The following is a 23806-nucleotide window of genomic DNA, read 5'->3' as shown; positions in this document are numbered from 1 at the left end:
ACCCCGGCCGGGCCGGGCTGCGGAGCCGCGCCGTCCGCCTCTGCCGCGCCTCGCGGGCGTCTTGCCGTGCCGCCCGGCCGCACGACCCGCGCCAGCTCCGCCATCGCCCTCAGCACCTCGGAGTCCGGCTCCCGTCCCGCCGCGGCGATCTCCGTTCCGTCCGGTCCGTACAGCACCGACCAGCCCGTCACCCGCTGGGCCAGCTGGCGCAGTACCGCCGGGACCGGGGCCGGGCGGGACGCCGCCGCGGCCAGGCTCCGCTGGGCCTCGGTGACCCGGCGCAGCTCCGCCAGGCGGGCCTGGGCCATCAGCTGCCACACCGCCCGGGCCACGCCCGAGAACGTCGTCTGCGGCGGAACCTCCAGCAGGGGCAGCCCATGGTGGTCGCAGGCGGCAACCAGGGCCCCGGGCACCGTGTCGTGGACCGGCGCGAGCCCGAAACCGAGCGCTGCGCCGCCCGCCGCCACGATCCGGGAGACATAGCCGTCGAAGTACTCCTCGAGCCCCGACGGCGCCCGCCCGGGGGCACTTTCTTCCGCACTCCCGGCCTCGGGAACGTGGACGCCCGCCGTCAGCAGCAGCTCGCCGCCCAGCAGATAGGGGTAGGGGTCCGCCATCTCCGAGGTGTGCGCCCAGTGGATCACGATGCCGGGGTCCCTGGGCCCTGCGATCTGCCGCAGGGCCAGGTCCTCCCGGGCGAGCAGGGCCGACAGCGGTACCGGTGGTGTGGGCGGTACCGCCGGGGCGGAGGTGGGTGAGGGGTCCGGCATGATGGACGGTTCCTCCATCCCGCTCGGTTCGGATGGATGAAACGTACACTTCAGAGTCGCTTTCCGGCCACCTAATGTCAGTCGGGACCGGCAGCCGCGGGTACGGGCGGATGTCCCCGCGAGCCGCTGCCGGCAAACCGGTCGAGCGCGTAGGCCGACCGCGTCCCAGAGATCCATCTGCACGACACGCCACCGGGAAGTGCGCGAAGGAGGGCCCCACATGGCCGTCGACTACACAGTGATCGTCGTCTATCTGGCCGGCATGCTGGCCATGGGCTGGTGGGGCATGCGCCGCGCCAGGTCCAAGAGCGAGTTCCTCGTCGCGGGCCGCCGTCTCGGGCCCGCCATGTACTCCGGCACCATGGCCGCGATCGTTCTCGGCGGCGCGTCCACCATCGGCGGCGTCGGCCTCGGCTACCAGTACGGGCTCTCCGGCGCCTGGATGGTGTTCACCATCGGCCTCGGTCTGCTCGCGCTGTCGGTCTTCTTCTCCGCGCGCATCGCCCGCCTGAAGGTCTACACCGTCTCCGAGATGCTCGACCTGAGATACGGCGGCCGGGCCGGGGTGATATCGGGCGTGGTCATGTGGGCGTACACCCTCATGCTGGCCGTCACCTCGACCATCGCGTACGCCACCATCTTCGACGTCCTCTTCGACATGAACCGCACGCTCGCGATCGTCCTGGGCGGCTCCATCGTGGTCGCGTACTCGACCCTCGGCGGCATGTGGTCCATCACGCTGACCGACATGGTGCAGTTCGTGGTGAAGACCATCGGCGTCCTGCTCCTGCTGCTGCCCGTCGCGGTCGTCAAGGCCGGCGGCTTCAGCCAGATGAAGGCCAAGCTGCCGACCTCGTACTTCGACCCGCTGGGCATCGGCGGCCAGACGATCTTCACCTACGTCCTCATCTACACGTTCGGCATGCTGATCGGCCAGGACATCTGGCAGCGCGTCTTCACCGCGCGCAGCGACAGGACCGCCAAGTGGGGCGGCACGGTGGCCGGCACCTACTGTCTGGCGTACGCGCTCGCCGGAGCCGTCATCGGCACCGCCGCCAAGGTGCTCTACCCGAAGCTGGGCAGCCCCGACGACGCGTTCGCCACCATCGTCAAGCAGCAGCTGCCCGTCGGCGTGCGCGGCCTGGTGCTCGCCGCCGCTCTCGCCGCGGTGATGTCGACGTCTTCCGGAGCGCTCATCGCGTGTGCGACCGTCGCCAACAACGACATCTGGTCGCGGCTGCGCGGTGTCGTACGTCGTGACGAGGACGCGCACGACGAGGTCAGGGGCAACCGCGCCTTCATCCTGATCATGGGGGTCGCCGTGATCGGTACCGCCATCGCGCTGAACAACGTGGTCGAGGCGCTGACCGTCGCGTACAACCTGCTCGTCGGCGGTCTGCTCGTCCCCATCCTGGGCGGACTGCTGTGGAAGCGCGGAACCGTGCAGGGCGCCCTGGCCGCGGTGGTCGTCGGCGGTCTCGCCGTCATCGGTCTGATGGCCTCGTACGGCATCCTCGCCAACGAGCCCGTCTACTACGGGCTGCTGGCCTCGCTTGCCGCCTACGTCGTGGCGTCCCTGGTGACGAAGCCGACCGAGGAGGCCGTGCTTGCGGTGTGGCGCGAGCGGCTCGCGGGCCGCGGCGCGTCGGCCACGGGCGAGCCCGCGGCGGTCGGCACCGCCTGACCGCATGACTTCGGCCCGGCGCCATGGGGTGCCGGGCCGGGCGGGCTCCGCTCATGGGTCCGCGACACTGGATGAAAACACGCATGACCTGGAGGAGTCCGACGATGAGCAGCACCGAGAACCCCGCAGCAGGCGAGAGCCGGCCCCGCGGCCCCGTGGACTCGTCCCGCATCCCGCGGTACGCGGGCCCCGCGACCTTCGCCCGGCTGCCCCGCCTCGACGAGGTGGGCACCGCGGACGTCGCCGTGGTCGGCGTGCCCTTCGACTCGGGCGTCTCCTACCGGCCGGGCGCCCGCTTCGGCGGCAACGCGATCCGTGAGGCCTCCCGGCTGCTGCGCCCGTACAACCCGGCGCAGGACGCCTCCCCCTTCGCGCTCGCGCAGGTCGCGGACGGCGGAGACATCGCGGTGAACCCGTTCAACATCCACGAGGCAGTGGAGACCATCGAGGCCGCCGCCGACGAACTGCTCGGCACGGGCGCCCGCCTGATGACCCTGGGCGGCGACCACACCATCGCGCTGCCCCTGCTGCGCTCGATGGCGAAGAAGCACGGCCCGGTGGCGCTGCTGCACTTCGACGCCCACCTCGACACGTGGGACACGTACTTCGGCGCCGAGTACACCCACGGCACCCCGTTCCGCCGCGCCGTCGAGGAGGGCATCCTCGACACCTCCGCCCTCTCCCACGTCGGCACCCGCGGCCCGCTGTACGGCAAGCAGGACCTCACCGACGACGAGAAGATGGGCTTCGGCATCGTCACCTCGGCGGACGTCTACCGCCGGGGCGCCGACGAGATCGCAGACCAGCTGCGCCAGCGCATCGGCGACCGCCCGCTGTACATCTCCATCGACATCGACTGCCTCGACCCGGCGCACGCCCCGGGCACCGGCACGCCGGAGGCCGGGGGCATGACCTCGCGCGAGCTCCTGGAGATCCTGCGCGGCCTCTCGTCGTGCAACCTGGTCTCCGCTGACGTCGTCGAGGTGGCGCCCGCGTACGACCACGCCGAGATCACGTCGGTGGCCGCGTCCCACACGGCGTACGAACTGACGACCATCATGTCCCGCCAGATCGCGGCGGCCCGCAACTCCTGATTCCCGAGGAGACCGAGACCAAGTGACCCACGACCACGACCCGGTACTCCGTCCTACGACGGCGCAGACCGAGGCCGCGCTCAATCCTCCCCCCGGCCGCAACGGCGGAGACCTGGTCGTGGAGACCCTCGCAGGTCTCGGTGCGACGACCGTCTTCGGACTGCCCGGCCAGCACGCGCTGGGCATGTTCGACGCGCTGCGCCGCTCCGATCTGCGGTACGTCGGGCTGCGGGTGGAGAACAACGCGGGCTTCGCGGCGGACGCGTACGGCCGGATCACCGGTGAGGCCGCCCCGCTCCTGCTGTCCACCGGCCCGGGCGCGCTGACGGCCCTGGCCGCGCTCCAGGAGGCCGCGGCGGCCTCCGCCCCGGTCCTGGCGATCAGCAGCCAGATCCCCACCGCCGGTCTGGGCGGCGGCCGCCACGGGTATCTGCACGAACTGCCCGACCAGGCGGCCTCGTTCCGGGGCGTGGTCAAGTCGGTCCACACGGTCCGTACGCAGTCGCAGATCCCGTCCGCGATCGCCGAGGCGTGGCGGTCGGCACTGACGGTTCCGCACGGGCCGGTGTGGGTGGAGATCCCGCAGGACGTGCTGCTCGCCCGCACGAGCCTGCCGGTGGTGACGGCGGTGGACGCGACACCGGAAGAGGTGCCACCGCGTCCCGAACTGACCGCGGTCGCAGCCGAATTGCTGTCGAGGGCCGCCCGGCCGGCGATCATCGCGGGCGGGGGAGTGGTCCGGGCGGACGCCTCGGGCAAGCTCGTCCGGCTCGCCGAGAAGCTGAACGCCCCCGTGGTCACCACCTTCGGCGGCAAGGGCGCCTTCCCCTGGCAGCACCCCCTGTCCCTCCAGTCCTGGCTGGAGGACCGTCATACGACGGACTTCCTGGAGGACGCCGACGTCCTGCTGGTCGTCGGCTCGGGCCTGGGTGAACTGTCCTCGAACTACCACACGTTCAAGCCGCGGGGCCGGGTCGTCCAGATCGAGGCGGACCTCGGCAAGCTGGAGTCCAACCACCCGGCCCTGGGGATCCACGCGGACGCCCGCCTGGCGTTGCAGGCGCTGCTGGAGACGGTGTCCGAACGACCGGACGACACCGCCCCGGAGCGCGTACGCGCCCTGCTGTCCCGGGTCTCGGACCGTATCGCCGCCCAGGAACTCGCCCTGGAGCAGGACGTGCTGGCGTCGGTGCGCCGAGCCCTGCCGGCGGACTCCCCGTCCTTCTGGGACATGACGATCCTGGCGTACTGGGCGTGGTCGGCCTTCGACCCGCAGAGTGCGAACACCATGCACTCGGCGCAGGGCGCGGGCGGCCTCGGCTACGGCTTCCCGGCCGCACTGGGCGCCGCCGCCGCGGACCCCACGCGTCCGGTCCTGGCGGTCTCGGGCGACGGCGGAGCCCTCTACTCCATCGCCGAGTTGGCGACGGCACGGCAGTACGGCCTCAACGTCACCTGGCTGATCGTCGACGACGGCGGTTACGGCATCCTGCGCGAGTACATGACGGACGCCTTCGGCCAGACCACGGCCACCGAACTGACGCGCCCCGACTACGTGGCCCTCGCCGAGTCGTTCGGCGTGCCCGGGGTGCGGACGACCGCCGGGACGCTGGAGACGGACCTGGCGAAGGCCCTGGCCGAACCGGGTCCGTCGGTGGTCGTCCTCCCGGCGGTCCTGCGGATGTTCGCGCCGACACACCTGGACTGAGGAGTGCCTGAGCGCCTGAGTGCCTGAGCGTCTGGGCGCCCTCAGCGGAACCAGAAGAAGATCGTGTCCTGCGTCTGCCCCAGCTGCTGGGCGCTCTCCCACTCCTCGGCCTCGAAACGCATGAGCTCGGCGAACTTGCGTGCCGTGTCCTGGTATTCGGCATCGAGGCGCTCCAGCACCCCCTCGTAGGCGTCGGCGGGCGCGGCGGCGCGCTGCGCGGGCAGCACACCGATCGAGGGAAAGGCGTCACCGGGGTTCGGGAGCCGCACCGGCGGCCCGCTGAAGAGGAACGAGCCCGGCAACAGGTCGGACGGCACGCCGTGCCGGGCCAGTTCGTCGTCCATGCGGTGGAACCACGACGGCCTGCGCCACACGCCGAGATCCGTGGTGTCGGAGAAGTGCGACGCCACGACCTCGTGGAAGGCGTACGTGTAGGCGGGGCTCATCTCCACGCTGGGCGCGCCCTCGATCAGCTCGTCGAGCGCCTGGCTCACGGACACGTCGAGGTCGATCCCCTGCTCGTCGAGGTGTCCGTCCGTCCGCGCGCACCGCTCGCGCACGAGGCCGAGCCGCCGCTCCTGTTCCGGGTTCCGTTCCAGCGTGGTGAGCAGCCTCACCACGCTGCGCATGTCACCGGTGCTCATCTCCAGGCTGTAGCCCACCGTTTCCTCCCGTTCGCCGGACGGCTCGATCGCTGACCCGGTCCATGATCCACGCAACGGGAGACGGCCCCCGAACGGGTGGTCAGGGGCCGTTGGTAACTTCCGTACAACTCTCGGCCATCCCGGTGCGTCAAGAGAACACGAGCGTGCCGGGGGCGCGCTGCAGTCGATCCAAGGGGATGGGAAGCCTCCATGACTCACCGGATATCCGGGGTGCTCCGGACACCGCGGCGTGCCCGTGTGCTCGCGGCGGGGCTCGGCGCCGGGCTGCTCCTGCCGCTCGTGGGCGCCGTGGCGCCCGCCACCGCCGACGTGCCGACGGTCAGCTGTACGTCGGGCAAGGCGGGCCTGGCCGCCGCGCTGCGGAAGGACATCACCGCGGCCCTCGCGGGCCGCAAGGGCACGGTCGCGGTCGGCCTCTACGACCGCTCCACCGACACCACGTGCTCACTGCGGAGCACGAGTGCCTACGACTCGGCCAGCGTCGTCAAGGTCACCGTGCTCTCCACGCTGCTGTGGGACGCCAAGAAGCACAACCGCTATCTGACGAGCAGTGAGGTGAGTCTCACCACGGCCATGATCACCAAGTCGGACAACACGGCCACCAGTACGCTGTGGAAGCAGCTGGGCATGACGAAGATCAAGGGCTTCCTCGCGGCCGCCGGCATGACGCAGACCACGCCGGGCGCGGACGGCTACTGGGGTCTGACCCAGATCACCGTGCAGGACGAGCAGAAGCTGCTCGGACTCGTCACCGTCAGGAACGCGGTGCTGAGCGACAATTCCCGTGCGTACATCCTGAAGCTGATGGGCAACGTCATCTCCGCACAGCGCTGGGGCACCCCGGCCGGCGCGCCCTCCGGCGTCGCCGTGCACGTCAAGAACGGCTGGCTGCCGCGCGCCACGCACGGCTGGCGCGTGCACAGCGTCGGCACGTTCAACGGCCGCGGCCACGACTACATGATCACCGTGCTCACCCAGGACAACAGCACGATGGACTACGGCGTGACCACCATCCAGAACGTGGCCAGGGCCATCCACGAGGATCTGGTGCCCACGGCCTCGACCGCGAGCGTGTACGTGCCCACGAGCAGGCCGCAGGAGACGGTCCCGGCCGTTCCGGCGGCCTGATCCGGCCGGACTCCCCGTGTTTCACGGGGAGTCCACTCCGGTCCACCCGGCTCGCTCTACGGTGACCCCATGCGCCTGAGAACCCTTCTCGCCACCGTCACCGCCACCCTGGCGGCAGCCACCTCGCTCGCCGCCGCGGGGCCCGCAGCCGGGGCGGGCCCGGCAGCCGCCCACGCGTGCTCCCCCACTGTCGACATCACCGGCTTCTCCGACGCCCTCGACAAGACGACGTACGACGGCACGTCCGTCGGCAACCTCTCCGCGCTCTCCGTCGACCGCGACGGACGGATCGCCGCACTCTCCGACCGCTCGTCGCTCTTCACCCTGGATCGCACCACCTTCCGGCCCACGAGCGTCGTGAAGCTCGCCGACGAGAAGGGCGCAGAGCTCGACTCCGAGGGCCTGGCCGTCGACCGTGACGGCACCCGGCTCGTCACCTCCGAGACCGAGCCGTCCGTACGCCGCTACTCCCGCGACGGGAAGATCCTCGACCGTCTGCCGGTGCCGGACGCCCTGAGGGTCGCCCCGGCCGGCCGCGCCACCGCGAACCAGACGTTCGAGGGCCTGACCCTCATGCCCGGCGGGCACACGCTGCTGGCCGGCATGGAGGGCTCGCTGAGCGGCGACGCCTCCGGCATCGTCCGCTTCCAGACCTGGACGCGCCAGGGCAGGCACTTCGCGCTCGCGGCCCAGTACGGCTACCTCAAGGACCCCGGCCTCGGCGTCTCCGAGACAACGGCGACCCCCGACGGCTGGCTGCTGGTCCTGGAGCGCGGATACACCGCTGGATACGGCAACACGATCCGCCTCTACCTGACCGACCCGCGCCATGCCACCGACACCAGCCGCATCGACACGCTGACCGGCCAGGACGGCGTGCGCCTCGCTCGCAAGACGCTCCTCGCCGACCTGGTGAACTGCCCTTCACTGGGCGCGGGGGCCAAGCAGCCGCAGCCGAACCCGCTCCTCGACAACATCGAGGGCATGACGATCACCGGCGCCTCGCACGGGCGGCTGAACCTGCTGCTGGTCAGCGACGACAACCAGAACGCGGCACAGATCACCCGCCTGTACTCGCTGCGCGTACGTCTGCCGCACCCCACGGGGTCCTAGGGCCCCGGTCCCGGCCCGCCTCGGGCCTTGGTCCGGGAATTGTTGCGGAGGGATGAAATCCGCTTCTGTTCGCGTTGGTGCCTTCCGGAAGACGAGGTCCGAAGGAGGCACCTGCGTGGCAGCGCACCAGGGGGAAACACAAGGTTGGGCGCGGAGACTCGCGGGGTACGCGTGGCGGTACCGCAAGGACGTCGTCCTCGCGCTCGGGGCCTCCCTCGGCGGTATGGCCCTCATGGCGGTCGTCCCGTTGATCACCAAGTTGATCATCGACGACGTCATCGGGAACCACAGCCGCTCCATGGCGCCCTGGGCCGGTGCCCTCGTCGGCGCGGCCGTCCTCGTCTACGTGCTCACCTACGTCCGCCGCTACTACGGCGGCCGGCTCGCCCTCGACGTCCAGCACGACCTGCGCACGGAGATGTACGCGACGATCACCCGGCTCGACGGCCGGCGTCAGGACGAGCTGTCCACCGGACAGGTCGTGGGCCGGGCGACCAGCGACCTTCAGTTGATCCAGGGTCTTCTTTTCATGCTCCCCATGACGGTGGGGAACCTCCTGCTGTTCCTGATCTCCCTGGTGATCATGGCTTGGCTGTCCCTGCCGCTGACGCTGGTGGCGCTGGCCGTCGCGCCCGCCCTGTGGTTCATCGCCAAGCGCAGCCGCGCCCGGCTGCACCCGGCCACCTGGTACGCCCAGGCCCAGGCAGCCGCCGTGGCGGGCGTGGTCGACGGTGCCGTCAGCGGCGTACGCGTGGTGAAGGGCTTCGGGCAGGAGGAGCAGGAAACCGGCAAGCTCCGGGAGGTCGGGCGCCGTCTGTTCGCGGGCCGGCTGCGGACCATACGGCTGAACGCGACCTACACCCCCGCCCTCCAGGCCGTGCCCGCCCTCGGTCAGGTGGCCATGCTCGCGCTCGGCGGCTGGCTCGCGGTGCGCGGGCAGATCACGCTCGGCACGTTCGTCGCCTTCTCCTCCTACCTCGCCCAGCTCGTCGGCCCGGTGCGCATGCTCGCCGTCGTTCTCACCGTCGGCCAGCAGGCTCGCGCGGGCGCCGAACGCGTTCTGGAGCTGATCGACACCGAGCCGTCCTTCCGGGACGGCACCAAGGAGCTGCCCGCCGACGCCCCGGCGACCGTCGAGTTCGACGACGTCTCCTTCGCGTACGAGGGCACCTCGAAAAGGAAGACTCCGGTCCTGGACGGGCTCAGCTTCGAGATACGCCCGGGCGAGACCCTCGCCGTCGTCGGCTCCTCCGGCTCCGGCAAGTCGACGGTCTCACTGCTGCTGCCCCGCTTCTACGACGTCACGCACGGCGCCGTCCTCGTCGGCGGCCATGACGTGCGCGAGTTGACCCTCCAGTCGCTGCGCGCCGCGATCGGACTGGTTCCCGAGGACTCCTTCCTCTTCTCGGACACCGTCCGCAACAACATCGCGTACGGCTGCCCCGACGCCACCGACGAGCAGATCGAGCGGGCCGCCCTCGCCGCGCAGGCCGACCGCTTCATCGCCGCGCTGCCCGACGGGTACGCCACCAAGGTCGGCGAGCACGGACTGACCCTCTCCGGCGGCCAGCGTCAGCGCATCGCCCTGGCCCGGGCGATCCTCGCCGACCCGCGGCTCCTCGTCCTCGACGACGCCACCTCGGCCGTGGACGCCCGCGTCGAGCACGAGATCCACGAGGCGCTGCGGCAGGTCATGGAGGGCCGCACCACGCTGCTGATCGCCCACCGCCGCTCGACCCTCAACCTGGCCGACCGCATCGCCGTCCTCGACGGCGGCCGGCTCGCCGACATCGGCACGCACGAGGAACTGCAGGCACGTTCCGCCCTCTACCGTCGCCTGCTCACCGACCCCGACGGGCTCGGCGGGGTCTCCCCGGGCCACACCCGCCCGGCGGCGCCACAGGAGGACACGACCGTCCGGGACGAGCTGGATGCCGAGTTCGACGCCGAACGCGGGGTCACCCCCCGTCTGTGGACCGGCGACCGCGAGCCCAAGGACCACGCGCTGTCCGGGACCCCGGCGACGCCCGAACTCCTCGCCCAGGTGGAGAAGCTGCCCCCGGCCACCGACATCCCCGGCGTCGACGAGGCCCGCGCGGTCAGGGCCGAGGAGTCCTACGGTCTCAGGCGGCTGCTGCACGGCTTCGGCCTGCCCCTGCTCGCCAGCCTCGCCCTCGTCGCGGTCGACGCGGGGATGGGATTGCTGCTGCCGGTCCTGATCCGGCACGGCATCGACCAGGGCGTATCCCGGACGGCCCTCGGCGCGGTCTGGGCCGCGTCCCTGCTCGCGCTGCTCGCAGTCCTCGTCCAGTGGACGGCGCAGATCGGTGAGACGCGTATGACGGGACGCACCGGCGAGCGCGTCCTCTACTCGCTCCGGCTGAAGATCTTCGCCCAGCTCCAGCGACTCGGACTCGCCTACTACGAGCGGGAACTGACGGGCCGGATCATGACGCGGATGACGACCGACGTCGACGCGCTGTCGACGTTCCTGCAGACCGGCCTGGTCACCGCCTTCGTCTCCGTCGTCACCTTCTTCGGCATCATGGTCGTGCTGCTCGTGATCGACGTACAGCTGGCGCTCGTAGTCTTCGCCACGCTGCCGCCGTTGATCGTGGCGACCGTCTTCTTCCGCCGGGCGAGCGTGAAGGCGTACGAACTCGCCCGCGAGCGGGTGTCGGTGGTCAACGCGGACCTGCAGGAGTCGGTGTCCGGACTGCGGATCCTGCAGGCGTTCCGGCGCGAGCGCGACGGGTGGCGGCGGTTCGGCGCGGGCAGCGACGCCTACCGCCGGGCGCGCATCCGCGGTCAGTGGCTGATATCCGTGTACTTCCCCTTTGTGCAGCTGCTGTCCTCGGTGGCCGCGGCGGCCGTCCTGATCGCGGGTGCGCACCGGGTGGGCGCCGGGACGCTGACGACCGGTGCGCTGGTCGCCTACCTGCTGTACATCGACCTGTTCTTCGCGCCGGTGCAGCAGCTGTCGCAGGTCTTCGACGGCTATCAGCAGGCCACGGTGTCCCTGGGCCGCATCCAGGAGCTCCTCCAGGAGCCGACCACGACCAAGTCCGCCGACGAGCCGCTGGAAGTGCTCTCGCTGCGCGGCGACATCGCCTTCCAGGGCGTCGACTTCGCGTACGGCGACGGCGAAGAGGCGCTCCGGGGCGTGGAGTTGACGATCCCCGCCGGGCAGACCGTCGCCTTCGTCGGCGAGACGGGGGCGGGCAAGTCGACCCTGGTGAAGCTCGTCGCGCGGTTCTACGACCCGACGCGCGGCCGGGTGCTCGTCGACGGCGCCGATCTGCGGTCGCTGGACCTGACCTCGTACCGGCACCGGCTCGGCGTCGTCCCGCAGGAGGCGTACCTGTTCGCGGGGACCGTCCGGGACGCCATCGCCTACGGGCGTCCGGACGCGACCGACGCCGAGGTGGAGGCCGCGGCGCGGGCGGTCGGCGCCCACGAGATGATCGCCACGCTGGACGGCGGCTATCTGCACCAGGTCGCCGAGCGCGGCCGCAACCTGTCCGCCGGGCAGCGGCAGTTGATCGCCCTGGCCCGCGCGGAGCTCGTCGACCCCGACGTCCTGCTGCTCGACGAGGCCACCGCCGCGCTCGACCTGGCCACCGAGGCCCAGGTCAACCGGGCGACGGACCGCCTCGCCGGACGTCGTACAACGCTCGTCGTGGCCCACCGGCTGACCACGGCGGCCCGCGCGGACAGGGTCGTGGTCATGGACCACGGCCGGGTCGCGGAGGACGGCACGCACGAGGAACTGCTGCGCCGGGGCGGCAGATACGCGCAGCTGTGGCGGACGTTCGCGGGGGAGCCGGAGCCGGAGGAGCCGGTGGGCTCCACAGCCTGACCTGCTCGGGTCAGCTCTTCGCCCTGATGTCGGAGATCTTCTTCGTCGCCAGGTCCTGCTGCACCTGCAGATAGGTGTATGTCGGGTGCGTGGCGGAGCCCCAGGTGAGGCGGACCGTGGACCAGGTGTGGCCCATGCCGCTGTCCTGAGGCGTCACCGTCCATGCGCTCGGCACGTCCTGGGCTCGCAGTACGCCGTCCGCGTGTTCGCGCGCCTCCCATGCGGTCAGGCGGGTACGTAGGTTCTGGGTCAGGTAGAACGCGCGCAGCTGCTGGTCGAGGTGGCCGCTGCTCCGGTCGCTCACGGCGTCGATGTAGGCGCCGTAGAAGTCGGCCACGCGGTCGTACGCGGGCCCGTTGCTGCCGCTGCGGGCGGGCAGGGGCGCGGGGGAACTGGCCGTCGCGGGGGCGGACGCGCCGGCCGTGACCAGTTGGACACCGGAAAAGACAGCGAGGTTGCCCCAAAAGATGAAAAAAATCCCGGCCTGGGCGTGTTGGTGCGACGCAACCGTCCGGTGCATGTCATGCGTCCGTACATCAGTACGCTGACGGTCGCAGAGAGGACAACAGTGGACAGTGGTGCAATACGCCGGGTTCTGGCGCTCGGTCTGACGGTGCTGACGGCATCCGGACTGATCGCGTTGGCGAGCCCGGGACGCGCGGAGGCGGCCGACTTCTGTTCCGGGCACAAGGTCCGTACGCTCTCGTTCTCCACCGGCTCGGTGGGGATCTACAAGAGCAACGGCTATGTGTGCGCGGTGACGACAGCAGCGAAGGTCGGCCGGACGGCGATGTCGGTCAGCGTGCAAGCCCGGGGCAGTCTTCCCGTGGCCGACGCCGGGCAGTACACGCATTACGCCGGACCCGTGGTCGTGCACGCCGGGCACCGGTGCGTATGGGTGCGCGGATCGGTGGGGTCGGCGTCGGTCAGCTCCGGCTGGATCCTGTGCTGACGGCTCCCTGACCGAAGGTCACGGGCCCTTCTTGGCCAATTCACAGGTTCCCCCAATCTCCCCTGGTGCGACGGCAGTTGCTCCGCTAGGTTCCGGCGGACATCTGCATTCACAGGGGAGGGTGCATGCGCAAGGCGCTCAGATGGCTGCTGGCGCTCATGGTGCTCATCGGCACCGTAGGCACGGCCGGGGCGGCCACCGCCGCCCAGCGGGAGCCGGCCGACATCAAGGACCGGCTGCTCGCGATCCCGGGCATGAGCCTGATCCAGGAGAAGCCGTACGACGGGTACCGCTTCTTCGTCCTGAACTACACCCAGCCGGTCGACCACCGGTACCCGTCCAAGGGCACGTTCCAGCAGCGGATCACCGTGCTGCACAGGGACGTCTCGCGCCCGACGGTCTTCTACACCAGTGGCTACAACGTCTCCACGAACCCCGGACGCCGTGAACCGACCCAGATCGTGGACGGCAACCAGGTGTCGATGGAGTACCGCTTCTTCACCCCGTCCCGTCCCGACCCGGCCGACTGGTCCAAGCTCGACATCTGGCAGGCGGCCGGCGACGAGCACCGGATCTACGAGGCGCTCAAGCCGGTCTACACCCAGCGATGGATCGCGACGGGCGGCTCCAAGGGCGGCATGACCGCCACCTACTACGAGCGCTTCTACCCGCACGACATGGACGGCGTCGTCGCCTATGTCGCACCGAACGACGTGGTCAACGACGAGGACTCGGCCTACGACCGCTTCTTCGCCACCGTCGGCACCAAGGAGTGCCGGGACCGGTTGCAGGCGGTGCAGCGCGAGGCGCTGGTACGGCGGGAGCCGTTGGAGAAGAAGTACCGGCAGTACGCGGCGGCGAACAGCTACACGTTCACCACGATCGGCAGCCTGGACCGGGCGTACGAGGCGGTCGTCCTCGACTACGTGTGGGGCTTTTGGCAGTACAGCCTGCTCTCGGACTGCGCCACGGTCCCGGCGGACGCGGCGCACGCGACCGACCAGGCCATCTGGGACTCGGTGGACAAGATCTCCGGCTTCACCGCGTACACGGATCAGGGCCTCGAGCCCTACACGCCGTACTACTACCAGGCGGGTACGCAGCTCGGCGCGCCGACGATCCACTTCCCGTACATCGAGAAGCCGCTCATCCGCTACGGCTACCAGCCGCCGCGGAACTTCGTGCCCCGCTCGATCCCCATGAGGTTCCAGCCGTGGGTGATGCGGGACGTGGACACCTGGGTGCGCCACCACGCGAGGCACACGCTGTTCGTCTACGGCCAGAACGACCCGTGGGGCTCCGAACGGTTCCGCGTCGGCGCGGGCGCGAGGGACTCGTACGTCTTCACTGCGCCGGGGATGAACCACGGAGCGAACGTGGCCGGGCTCGTGCCCGACGAGAAGACCCTGGCCACGGCCCGGATCCTGGACTGGGCGGGCGTCGCGCCGGCGGCGGTCCGGTCGGACCCGTCGGCGGCGAAGCCGCTGGCGAAGTTCGACGCGCGGCTGGACCGCCGGGACGCGGAGCGTGAACCGGCGCTACGGCCTTAGCGTCGTCGCCCTGTGCGGCGGACGGAGCGGTGCTGCGCCCGGCCGGTCGGTTCACACCGGCCGGGCGCAGCCCACCGGTGTGCTGCCGCCCAGCTGGACGTAGAGCGCCGTCGACGGCGGGCACTGCGAGCGCCGCGTGACCGCCTTCGTCACCATGTACTGGGGCGCGTGCGCGCCCTTGCCGTCGCAGGCCGTCTCGCGGACCTCGCCCCGGCCCGTGCCGTACACGCAGTCGCCCACGATCGTGCGCGGTCCGCCCCCGCCGCCGGGGTCGCCCGGGTGCGGTGGCTCCAGGTTCCGCATGCAGGCGTAACCGCGGGCCATCGGCCCGTCCGCACTGATGTGGAGCACGAAGTCCGTCGTGGCCGGGCACTCGGGACCCTGCGACGGCTCGCCGTCGTACCGCGCGATCACGCGGGCCGCCGCCCGTTCACTTGTGCAGGGCACCTCCGTGAAGCTCGTGGTCCCGAAGGAGCTGCACTCGTCGACGGCGAGGAACTCGGCCCCGTGCCCGGACGGCCGCGCGGATGCGACGCCGCCAACCGGCTGCTCCTGCGCCGCCTCCGACGACGTCCGGCATCCGCAGAGCCCCGCCATCGCCAGCGCGGCCGTCAGCAGAGCACCCGGCAACGCTCGTGTCCCTCGCATCGCGGACCCCCCGATCCCCCGCGTCCAGCCTGACCCGCGGCCACGTTCCACGCCAGGCATCCGGGGTGGTTTGCGACTGTTGGGGGTAGGACGCGGGGGCCGGGGCGTACCTCTAGTACGACAGCCCGTACCCGATGGGGTACAGCACCTGCGCCGGATCATCCGCCCGCTGGACCGGCACCGGCAGCCGTCCGCGCGGTTTCACCCGCCCCGCGACCACCCGTGCGGCCGCGCGCAGTTCGACGTCCGTCCAGGAGTAGGTCGCCAAACACGCCTGTACATCCGGGAGTTGGGCCACGTCATAGGGGTTGCGGACGGGGATCGCGATCACCGGCTTCCCGGTGGCGGCGAGTCGGCCCACCAGGGTCCGCTGCGAGTCGGCGGCACTCACGTTGTACGTCGCGACCACCACCGCGTCCGCATCGCCCGCCGCCGTCACCGCCCTGTCGATCGTCTCCGGCGAGGGGGCCGTGCCGGTGGACAGCGCGGTCGTCGTGAAGCCCAGGGAGGCGAGGGCGTTCGCCAGGACGGCGGTGGGCGGCCCGTCGGTTCCGGACGGCGAAGCCGGGTCGGCACCGACGACCAGCAGCCGGGGGTGCGTACGAGGTGCCAGCGGCAGCAGGCTCCCCCTGTTGACGAGCAGCGTGGCCGTGCGGTCCGCGATGCGGTCCGCCGCGCGCAGGTGCGCCGGGATGCCGACGGTCCGGTCGACGCCGGCCGCGGTGACATGGGGCCGGTCGAGCAGTCCCACTTTCGCCTTCAGCCGCAGGATCCGCAGCAGCGATGTGTCGAGCCGGTCCTCGGTCAGCTCGCCGCCGCGCACGGCCGCCAGCACCGCCCTCCAGGCGACGTCCAGGGACGGCGGGTTGAGCAACTGGTCGACGCCGGCCTTGAGGGCGAGCACGGGCACGCGGTCGTCGCCGTACTTCTGGCGCACCCCTTCCATGCCCAGCGAGTCGGTCACCACCACACCGTCGTAGCCCAGCTCCTCTCGCAGGACGCCGGTGACGATGGGGTGCGAGAGCGTGGCCGGGTCGCCGGAGCCGTCGAGTGCGGGGACCATGATGTGCGCGGTCATGATCGCGTCGATCCCGGCGCGGACCGCCGCGCGGAAGGGCACCGCGTCGAACTTCTCCCACACCTCGCGGCTGTGGGTGATGACCGGAAAACCGAAGTGGCTGTCGACGGCCGTGTCCCCGTGGCCCGGGAAGTGCTTGGCGGTCGCCGCGGTCCCCGAGGCCTGATACCCCTTCACCTCCGCCGCGACCAGGTCCGCCACCGCCTCCGGATCCGCCCCGAAGGACCGTACGCCGATCACCGGGTTGGCCGGGTCGACGTTCACGTCGGCGTCGGGCGAGTAGTCCTGGCGGATGCCGAGGGCACGCAGTTCGGCGCCGGCGATCCGGCCGAGCGTACGGGCGTCGGAGCGCGAGCCTCCCGCGCCGATCGCCATCGCTCCGGGGAAGAGGGCGGCGGGCCTGCCCACGCGTGCGACGGTCCCGTGCTCCTGGTCCGTGGCGATGAGAACCGGCAGTCCGCGGGGCAGGCCGAGGGACGCCCGCTGGATCCCGTTCGAGAGGTCCGCGATCTGGTGCGGGGTGCGGGTGTTGTGCGCCCAGGTGAAGTAGATGATGCCGCCGACACGGTACTTGGCGACCAGCTCGGCGGCCGTGCGTACGCCGATCTCCTTGAGGTTGGCGTCGATGTCGGCCTGATCGGGGTCGGTGGCCGAGTGCCCGTAGACCCGCATCACGAAGAGCTGGCCGACCTTCTCCTCGAGTGTCATGCGCGAGATGAGTGCCCTGATCCGCTTGTTGTCGTGCACGGCGGCGGGGGCGGTCTCCGGGGTGAGGGCGAGGGCCGCGGCCAGGCCCGCGGTGGCGGAGAGGACCGTGCGTCTGGAGGGTGCTCCGGTGCTTCCCGTGCCGGCGTCGTGCACGTGCGCTCCTTCCGGAGGAGAACGCTGAAGGAAACTTCCGAGGAGTCACCAATATCCGGGAAGTTTCTGCCGGTCAAGGGAGCGCGCGGCAACGAGCGAGGGGCCGCCATCGGCGCAGTCGGAGGGGGCGCGCCGATGACGGCGTGCTGCCGGCCGCGTGCGGCGGAGAGGGTGGTCAGCGATCGCAGCCAGCAGCGAGGGCCGACACCGCAGCGGAGACTCATCCGGCAGCCTGCGCGTTGGACGAAGGCGGTCGGGGCCGGGTTCCCCGAACACGGCCGGTTTCCGCAAGTCGGTACGGCTGTGGTCAGCGAGGCGTGTGGGCCGCGACCTCGGGCTTCGAGGCAAGGGTGAGGAAGGCGGCCCAGGCGGCGGGGGAGACGGTGAGGTGGGAGCGGGCCGGGGTCTTGGAGTCGCGGATGTGCATGGAGGCGGTGGTGGCGACCTCGAGGCATTCGCCGCCGCTGGCATCGCTGTAGCTGCTCTTGCGCCAGGTGCAGGGGGCTTCCAGGTATTCGCCGCCCGTGTTGTCGCTGTAACTGCTCTTGAACCAGATCAGGTTGCTCACAGTTCACCCCACTTCGTCCGATGGCGGGGGACGGGCCGGTTGGCTGGACCGGTCGGTTCGTGATCGGAAACGATCGACCCATGAGCACATACGAGACCCCGGACGCCCCGCGCGCCTACCTGATCCTCCACGGCTGGCAGAACCACCGTCCCAAGGACCACTGGCAGCACTGGCTCGCCGATCGCCTCACCGAGCTCGGCCACCGTGCCACCTATCCGCAGCTGCCCGACCCCGACGACCCGGACCTCGAGGTGTGGCTCGCGGAGCTGGCCGGCCATCTCGATGCGATGCCGGACTGCGCCGAACGCGTGGTGGTCGCCCACAGCCTGTCCGCCGTGCTGTGGCTGCACGCCGTGGCTCGGGGGCTGGAAGGCCTCGACGTGGACCGGGTGCTGCTCGTGGCCCCGCCGTCCGGCTCCGTCCTCGTACGGCACCCGGAGGTGGCGGAGTTCGCCCCGCCGTCCCTCGACGGCCTCACGCCGCCCGCGCCCACCCGCCTGGCCGCGGGCGACGACGACCCGTACTGCCCCGAGGGCGCCCGGACCCTCTTCGGGGATCCGCTGGGCATCCCGGCGGAGATCATCCCTGGCGGCGCCCACCTCGACCTGGACGCCGGTTACGGTTCCTGGCCCGCCGTGCTGGAGTGGTGCCTCGACGGTTCCGCGAGCCTCAGGGCGCGTCCGGCGTAGCACCGAGCGCAGGTTGGGGCCCGCCTGCCCGACGATCTGCTCGGCGGCCACGGAACAACCGCGGGACTACGCCGACTCGTTGAGCAGCCGGGCCAGATGCTCCCGCCCCTGCCCGAGCAGTTCCGGCAGCGGCTCCGCCGCCTCGTACCACCGCTTCTCGTACTCCCAGCACAACCAGCCGTCCCAGCCGTGGCGGCTGAGGACCTCCACGGTCTCGGTGAGCGGGAGGACGCCCGAGCCGAGCGGCAGCGGGGTCGTGTCGTCGGCCGACGCGATGTCCTTGACCTGTACATAGCCGAGGTACGGGGAGAGCGCCGCGTATGTCTGCTGCGGCTGCTCGCCGCCCAGCCAGGTGTGCATCACGTCCCACAGCGCGCCCACATGACGGTGGCCGACCGCGCCGAGGACCCGGATGACGTCCGCGCCGGTGCGGTGCGAGTCATGGGTCTCCAGCAGGATCCGTACGCCGAGGTCGGCCGCGTACTCGGCGGCGGTGCCCAGGCGCCGGGCCGCGACGGCGTCGGCCTCCTCGGCACTCTGCCCGGTGCCGCCGCCCGGGAGGACGCGGACGAAGGGGGCGTCCAGGTCGCGAGCGAGGTCGAGAAGTTCACGGATCTTCAGGAGCACGGGTTCGTCGTCACCGGGAGCGGCCACGCGCGCGTACCCCGCGAGTCCCAGGACCCGAATGCCTCCCCTGTTGAACTCGGCGGCCACCTCGGCCCGCTCGGCCGGGCCGATGCCGGGGTGGACCGGTTCCTCCGGGTGTGCGCGCAGTTCGACGCCGTGGTAGCCGTGTGCGGCAGCGAGCCCGACCACGTCCTCTACGGGCAGGCCGGGGACGCCGAGGGTGGAGAACGCCAGCTTCATGCTCAGGGACCCTACTCGTCACTCGCGCGTGGCCGCCGCTCGTCGTCACTCGGGCGCGCCGAGCAGGTCGAGCCCGCGATGAGGAGGGCGGGGCCTCGAGGGGCAGGTCGAGCCCGCGATGAGGAGGGCGGGGCCTCGAGGGGCAGGTCCAGTCGACAACCTCCGTGACGGCTACCGCTTCGAGCCCGCGCCATGAGTGAAGCAGCGCCGCCGACCGGCCCCTGCCGCCGGGCGACGCTACACCCGCGGCGCCGCCGTGGACCCGCGTACCACCAACTCGCCCCGCACCATGGAGACGCCGCCCGGCGGCGGTTCCTCGCGGCCCATCGCGATGCGGCCCGCCCGGGTGCCCGCCTCCGACAGCGGCAGTCGTACCGTCGTCAGGGCCGGTACCGCGTCGATCGAGAACGGGAGGTCGTCGAAGCCGCCCACCGACACGTCCTCGGGGATGCGCAGCCCCGAGTCCCGCAGCGCCGCGCAGGCGCCCAGCGCCACCGTGTCGTTCGCCGCGACGATCGCGGTCAACGACGGCTCACGGCACAGCAGTTCCAGCGTCGCCTCGTAGCCGGCCCGGCGGTCGTAGGGGCCGTGCACCGTGAGGCGGGGATCGTCCTCGATCCCGGCGGCGGCCAGCGCGGCCCGGTGCCCCTCGAGCCGGTGCCGGGTCGTCGTGCGCTCCTGAGGGCCCGCGATGTATCCGAGGCGCCGGTGCCCGAGTCCGGTGAGGTGCTCGGAGAGCCGCTGTCCGCCCCCGCGGTTGTCGAAGGTCAGCGCGATCGCCTCGGGGGCGGGCGGCCGCCCGCACAGCACCACGCGGGTCCCCGCCGCCGTCAGCTTCCGCAGTTTCGCGCCCACGGCCTCCGCGTGCGCGTTGTCCTCCATCGCGCCACCGGTCAGCACCACGGCTGCCGCCCGCTGCCGCTGGAGCAGGGTGAGATACGTCAGCTCCCGTTCCGGTGAGCCGCCCGTGTTGCAGACCACGGCGAGCCGCTCGCCGCCGGCCCGTCCGCCCGGGCCCCCGATCTCCGACTGGATGGCGCTCGCCGTGATCCCGAAGAACGGGTCGGCGATGTCGTTCACCAGGATCCCGACCAGGTCGGAGGTGGCCGCGGCGAGCGAGCTCGCGGGGCCGTTGAGGACGTAGTCCAGCTCGTCCACGGCGCGCAGCACCCGCTCCCGGGTGGGCGCCGCCACCGGGTAGTTCCCGTTCAGCACACGCGACACGGTGGCGGGCGACACCTGCGCGCGCGCCGCCACGTCCGCCAGGGTCACTGTCATCGTCGTCCTCCGGTCGCGCAGGTCCTACTCGGGGCGGGGAGCCCGGCGGTGCGGGTCCGCACATGCCTGCAGAGATCCATCTACAGCCCTCCAGACATCCGTGTACAGGCCCGCGGTTCTCCGTGTTCGACGGATCGAGCAATCCCACGCCCGTGGCTGCGCGCCACCGTCGCGGGTGCGGGCGTCTCGCACGCGGGTACAGGTGTCCCGTCATCCGCAGGCGGCGCGGGCGGTACGGGAGCTGGACAAGGGCGATGTGAAGGGCTTCCGTGAACTGCTGGACCCGACGGTGGAGCTGTCGCGTCACCTCTTCCGGGAGCCCACCCGCTTCTACAAGACGGGGGTGGTCCTCCTGGCCTGGCTCGCGGGTCACCAGGAGCACTTCGTGATGGTGGGCGGCTGGCAGTCGGCGCGTTCACTGCCTCACCTCGCGAAGGCGTACGAACTCGCGGACGGACTCGGTCTGTTCCCCGACCCGAACCTGGCGGAGCGGCGGATGAAAAGCCTGCTGTCGCTGTACGGCGTGATCCAGTGAATTCGGGCCTCGAGCGCTTCAGCATCAACCAGATGACGGTGAAGCAGCTGACACTGCCCGACCTGGCCGACGCCTGCGGGGAGTTCGGCGTCCGCAACGTCGGCCTGTGGCGCGAACCCGTCCGGTCGTACGGTGTCGATGCGACGGCGAAACTGGTCCGCGGGGCGGGACTCACCGTCACCACCCTGTGCCGCGGCGGCTTCCTCACGGCGATCGATCCGGTCGCGCGTGCCCGTGCGCTCGGCGACAACCGCCGGGCCGTCGACGAGGCCGCCTCGCTCGGCACGGACACGTTGGTCCTGGTCTCGGGCGGCCTGCCGCCGGGGTCGAAGGACCTGCACGGTGCACGGGAGCGCATCGCCGACGCGCTGGCTGAGCTGGGCCCGTACGCCGAGGAGCGGGGCGTCCGCCTGGCGATCGAGGCCCTGCACCCCATGTACGCCGCCGACCGCTGTGTGGTCTCCACGCTCGCCCAGGCCCTCGACCTCGCGGAACGCTTCCCCGCGCACCAGGTGGGCGTTGCGGTGGACACGTACCACATCTGGTGGGACGACACGGCCCCCGAACGGATCGCCCGCGCGGGCGCCGCGGAGCGCATCCGCGCCTTCCAACTCGCCGACTGGACCAACCCGTTGCCTCAGGGCGTCCTGAACGGCCGTGGTCAGATCGGGGACGGAGCGATCGACCTGCGGGAGTGGAAGGGACGTGTGGAGGCGGCCGGCTACACCGGCCCCATCGAAGTCGAGCTGTTCAACGAGGAGTTGTGGGCGTGGGACGGGCGCGAGGTACTGGCGGAGACCGCGGCCCGGTTCATGGAACACGTGCTCCAATGAAGGCGTGCGACGCACGGCGGCCTGCACCGGATGGCACCGCGGGCCGGGCAGGCCGGGGAGACTCGGCAGGCCGGGGGCTGGGGGGCCGGGGAGACCAACGGCCACCGACGTCCGTCCCGGGAGGCCATCGGCTGCCGACGTCCGTCCCGGGAGACCATCGGCCGCCGACGACCGTCCCGGGAAAACTTCCGGGACACCGTGCAACCGTTCCCGCACCCCGTGTGTCCTACGGAGCGTCAGAACTTCTGGAGGGGGATCTGGGGGGATCGCGGGGGTTCTGGTGCCGGAGGGGAAAGCCGAGGGGGCCTGGTCGACGGACCTGGCCCCCTCGAAGCCGTCCGGCATCTCCGGGGGCGCCTGCCTTCCTCACAGCGCCGCGACCTCCTCGGCCGTCGGGAAGGACTCCTGCGCTCCGGGCCGGGTGACCGCCGCCGCGCCCACCCGCGCCGCGTACGCCGCCGCGTCCACCAGCGACGCGCCCGTGCCCAGCCGCCACGCCAGCGCCGCCGTGAAGGCGTCGCCGGCGCCCGTCGTGTCCACCGCGTCCACCTTCACGGACGGCACGCGGGTCATACGCTCGCCGGTCGCCACCAGCGCGCCCTCCGCGCCCAGCGTCACAACGACCGAGCGCGGACCCAGCGCCAGCAGCGCGGCGGCCCGGTCCTCGGGCGAGCCGCCCAGTTCGCCGCCCGCGATGACCCGCGCCTCGTGCTCGTTCACGATCAGCGGATCGCACGCCGCCAGCACCTCGACGGGCAGAGGTCGCGGCGGCGACGGGTTCAGGACGAAGCGGGTGCCGGATGACAGACTCCGTACGACCTCCGTCACAGTCTCCAGTGGGATCTCCAGCTGAGCCGATACCACCCGGGAGGCGCCCAGAAGGCCTTCCGCGGCCCGTACGTCGTCAGCGGCGAGTCGTCCGTTGGCGCCCGGCGAGACCACGATGCTGTTGTCCCCCGACGGATCCACCGTGATCAGCGCGACCCCCGTGGGCGCCCCGCCGACGAGAACCCCCGCGGTGTCGACGCCCGCGCTGCGCTGCGCGTCCAGCAGCAGCCGGCCGTGCTCGTCGTCGCCCACCCGGGCCAGCAGCGCTGTACGGGCACCGAGGCGGGCGGCGGCGACCGCCTGGTTCGCGCCCTTGCCGCCCGGGTGGACGACCAGGTCGGACCCGAGCACGGTCTCACCGGCCGCGGGCCGCCGCTCGACCCTGATCACCAGGTCCGCGTTGGCCGATCCCACGACCACAAGGTCGTAGTCGTACATGAACCGTCTCCCAACGTATCCCTGGGGATCCCGACGGATCCCAACGGTCTCCGATCGATCCCCATGATTTCTACAGTGAAGCCGGTCGCCACGGTCGCGCGCCGCGCGCAGCGCGGCCGCCGCGACCGCAGGGGCGGCCTTCGGGACGCCCGAATGAGCGGACCCCCTGTAGCAGGGCTGTGACCTTAGATGGTTGCGAGAGCGATGGGCGATTGTGAACATGGAGAGTGAAGAGTCGTTCAATGGGGTCAACTCGCCACAGGGGGAGGCAACATGAAGTTCGACATGGGGGCGCAGACCCTGTCGACGCTGATCAAGGGCTCGCGTGGGTCCAGTAGTGATCTGGGGGCGCTGGTTCGTCGGCTGGTGCAGGCGGCGCAGCCGTTGGAGGGGAAGTTCAACGGTGCGGGGCGGGTGGCGTTCGACCAGTTCAAGGCGCGGGCGGATGGTATCGCGGGGGAGCTGAACAGCTCGCTGGCGGCGATTTTGGGTGGTCAGTCCGGGATGGAGTCGGCGTTCGGTTCTGGTGACCAGGAGCAGGGGGAGAACGCGCGGCGGCAGATGTCGGCGGCGAACTTCGACGGGGCGCGGTTCCGCTGAACTGCCTTGCTGCAGCAGACCGGTTGAGCATCGGCCGGGTGCTGTGACATCTCTTTTCTC

At 71.4% G+C, this 23806-nt stretch carries 20 protein-coding genes and 1 pseudogene; 12 read left to right on the top strand and 9 right to left on the bottom strand.

Features of this window, described 5'->3' with window-relative positions:
* A partial coding sequence (locus AAW14_RS36910) for a PucR family transcriptional regulator ligand-binding domain-containing protein (protein WP_265568821.1) occupies positions 1-770 on the bottom strand: 770 nt, incomplete at its 3' end.
* A gap of 220 nt (positions 771-990) precedes the next feature.
* Here AAW14_RS36910 and AAW14_RS36905 point away from each other — a divergent pair.
* The 3 genes from AAW14_RS36905 to AAW14_RS36895 all read left to right on the top strand — a co-directional run bounded on the left by AAW14_RS36905 (position 991) and on the right by AAW14_RS36895 (position 5256).
* Positions 991-2454: a sodium:solute symporter gene (locus AAW14_RS36905; protein WP_265568820.1), complete on the top strand. Its 1464-nt coding sequence runs from the start codon at positions 991-993 to the stop codon at positions 2452-2454.
* A gap of 104 nt (positions 2455-2558) precedes the next feature.
* On the top strand, positions 2559-3548 hold the full coding sequence (gene speB / locus AAW14_RS36900) for an agmatinase (RefSeq protein ID WP_265568819.1): 990 nt from the start codon (positions 2559-2561) through the stop codon (positions 3546-3548).
* 22 nt (positions 3549-3570) lie between these two features.
* A complete protein-coding gene (locus tag AAW14_RS36895) occupies positions 3571-5256 on the top strand; it encodes a thiamine pyrophosphate-binding protein (protein WP_265568818.1) in 1686 nt (561 codons plus the stop codon).
* Positions 5257-5297: 41 nt separating this feature from the next.
* Here AAW14_RS36895 and AAW14_RS36890 read toward each other — a convergent pair whose 3' ends face one another.
* A complete protein-coding gene (locus AAW14_RS36890) occupies positions 5298-5900 on the bottom strand; it encodes a hypothetical protein (RefSeq protein WP_265568817.1) in 603 nt (200 codons plus the stop codon).
* 210 nt (positions 5901-6110) lie between these two features.
* Between AAW14_RS36890 and AAW14_RS36885 the strand changes: the two genes are divergently transcribed.
* From AAW14_RS36885 to AAW14_RS36875, 3 genes are all read left to right on the top strand, one after another.
* A complete protein-coding gene (locus AAW14_RS36885) occupies positions 6111-7049 on the top strand; it encodes a serine hydrolase (protein WP_265568816.1) in 939 nt (312 codons plus the stop codon).
* 69 nt (positions 7050-7118) lie between these two features.
* Positions 7119-8162: an esterase-like activity of phytase family protein gene (locus AAW14_RS36880; RefSeq protein ID WP_265568815.1), complete on the top strand. Its 1044-nt coding sequence runs from the start codon at positions 7119-7121 to the stop codon at positions 8160-8162.
* Positions 8163-8277: 115 nt separating this feature from the next.
* Positions 8278-12021, top strand: coding sequence for an ABC transporter ATP-binding protein (locus tag AAW14_RS36875; protein ID WP_265568814.1), 3744 nt, complete (start codon positions 8278-8280; stop codon positions 12019-12021).
* A 10-nt stretch (positions 12022-12031) separates the two neighbouring features.
* Here the strand turns inward: AAW14_RS36875 and AAW14_RS36870 are convergent, their stop codons facing one another.
* Complete coding sequence (locus tag AAW14_RS36870; RefSeq protein ID WP_265568813.1) at positions 12032-12541, bottom strand: hypothetical protein; 510 nt, start codon at positions 12539-12541, stop codon at positions 12032-12034.
* Between the two features lie 48 nt (positions 12542-12589).
* Between AAW14_RS36870 and AAW14_RS36865 the strand changes: the two genes are divergently transcribed.
* Positions 12590-12973, top strand: a complete 384-nt coding sequence (locus AAW14_RS36865; protein ID WP_265568812.1) for a hypothetical protein — start codon at positions 12590-12592, stop codon at positions 12971-12973.
* 125 nt (positions 12974-13098) lie between these two features.
* Positions 13099-14523 carry a S28 family serine protease gene (locus tag AAW14_RS36860; protein WP_265568811.1) on the top strand — a complete coding sequence of 475 codons (1425 nt, stop codon included), beginning with the start codon at positions 13099-13101 and terminating at the stop codon, positions 14521-14523.
* 51 nt (positions 14524-14574) lie between these two features.
* Here AAW14_RS36860 and AAW14_RS36855 read toward each other — a convergent pair whose 3' ends face one another.
* The 3 genes from AAW14_RS36855 to AAW14_RS36845 form a co-directional block, all read right to left on the bottom strand.
* The gene (locus tag AAW14_RS36855) at positions 14575-15171 is read right to left on the bottom strand and encodes a hypothetical protein (protein WP_265568810.1); all 597 of its coding nucleotides are present in this window, start codon (positions 15169-15171) and stop codon (positions 14575-14577) included.
* 112 nt (positions 15172-15283) lie between these two features.
* The gene (locus tag AAW14_RS36850) at positions 15284-17110 is read right to left on the bottom strand and encodes a glycoside hydrolase family 3 protein (RefSeq protein ID WP_265568809.1); all 1827 of its coding nucleotides are present in this window, start codon (positions 17108-17110) and stop codon (positions 15284-15286) included.
* Positions 17111-17417: 307 nt separating this feature from the next.
* A complete protein-coding gene (locus tag AAW14_RS36845) occupies positions 17418-17678 on the bottom strand; it encodes a DUF397 domain-containing protein (RefSeq protein ID WP_265568808.1) in 261 nt (86 codons plus the stop codon).
* An 80-nt stretch (positions 17679-17758) separates the two neighbouring features.
* Here AAW14_RS36845 and AAW14_RS36840 point away from each other — a divergent pair, with 80 nt between their 5' ends.
* Positions 17759-18367, top strand: coding sequence for an RBBP9/YdeN family alpha/beta hydrolase (locus tag AAW14_RS36840; RefSeq protein ID WP_265568807.1), 609 nt, complete (start codon positions 17759-17761; stop codon positions 18365-18367).
* Between the two features lie 66 nt (positions 18368-18433).
* Here AAW14_RS36840 and AAW14_RS36835 read toward each other — a convergent pair whose 3' ends face one another.
* Together AAW14_RS36835 and AAW14_RS36830 are read right to left on the bottom strand one after the other, a co-directional pair.
* Entirely contained in the window at positions 18434-19234 is an 801-nt protein-coding gene (locus AAW14_RS36835; protein WP_265568806.1) for a sugar phosphate isomerase/epimerase family protein, read from the bottom strand.
* 237 nt (positions 19235-19471) lie between these two features.
* On the bottom strand, positions 19472-20512 hold the full coding sequence (locus tag AAW14_RS36830; protein ID WP_416223434.1) for a LacI family DNA-binding transcriptional regulator: 1041 nt from the start codon (positions 20510-20512) through the stop codon (positions 19472-19474).
* 214 nt (positions 20513-20726) lie between these two features.
* Between AAW14_RS36830 and AAW14_RS36825 the strand changes: the two are divergent.
* Together AAW14_RS36825 and AAW14_RS36820 are read left to right on the top strand one after the other, a co-directional pair.
* A pseudogene (locus AAW14_RS36825) lies at positions 20727-21047 on the top strand (DUF993 family protein); the annotation flags it as partial.
* Positions 21048-21079: 32 nt separating this feature from the next.
* Positions 21080-21880 carry a sugar phosphate isomerase/epimerase family protein gene (locus tag AAW14_RS36820; protein ID WP_265568805.1) on the top strand — a complete coding sequence of 267 codons (801 nt, stop codon included), beginning with the start codon at positions 21080-21082 and terminating at the stop codon, positions 21878-21880.
* A gap of 366 nt (positions 21881-22246) precedes the next feature.
* On the opposite strand, the gene AAW14_RS36815 is transcribed toward AAW14_RS36820, so the two are convergent.
* The gene (locus AAW14_RS36815; protein WP_265568804.1) at positions 22247-23146 is read right to left on the bottom strand and encodes a ribokinase; all 900 of its coding nucleotides are present in this window, start codon (positions 23144-23146) and stop codon (positions 22247-22249) included.
* 273 nt (positions 23147-23419) lie between these two features.
* Here AAW14_RS36815 and AAW14_RS36810 point away from each other — a divergent pair, with 273 nt between their 5' ends.
* Positions 23420-23746: a hypothetical protein gene (locus tag AAW14_RS36810; protein WP_265568803.1), complete on the top strand. Its 327-nt coding sequence runs from the start codon at positions 23420-23422 to the stop codon at positions 23744-23746.
* The last annotated feature ends 60 nt before the right edge of the window (positions 23747-23806 follow it).

This window comes from Streptomyces hygroscopicus, assembly GCF_026168105.1.
In the GTDB taxonomy this organism is placed as follows: Bacteria; Actinomycetota; Actinomycetes; order Streptomycetales; family Streptomycetaceae; genus Streptomyces; species Streptomyces hygroscopicus_D.
The sequence above is the reverse complement of the archived record's forward strand: the minus strand, read 5'-3'. Positions and strand labels throughout refer to the sequence as shown.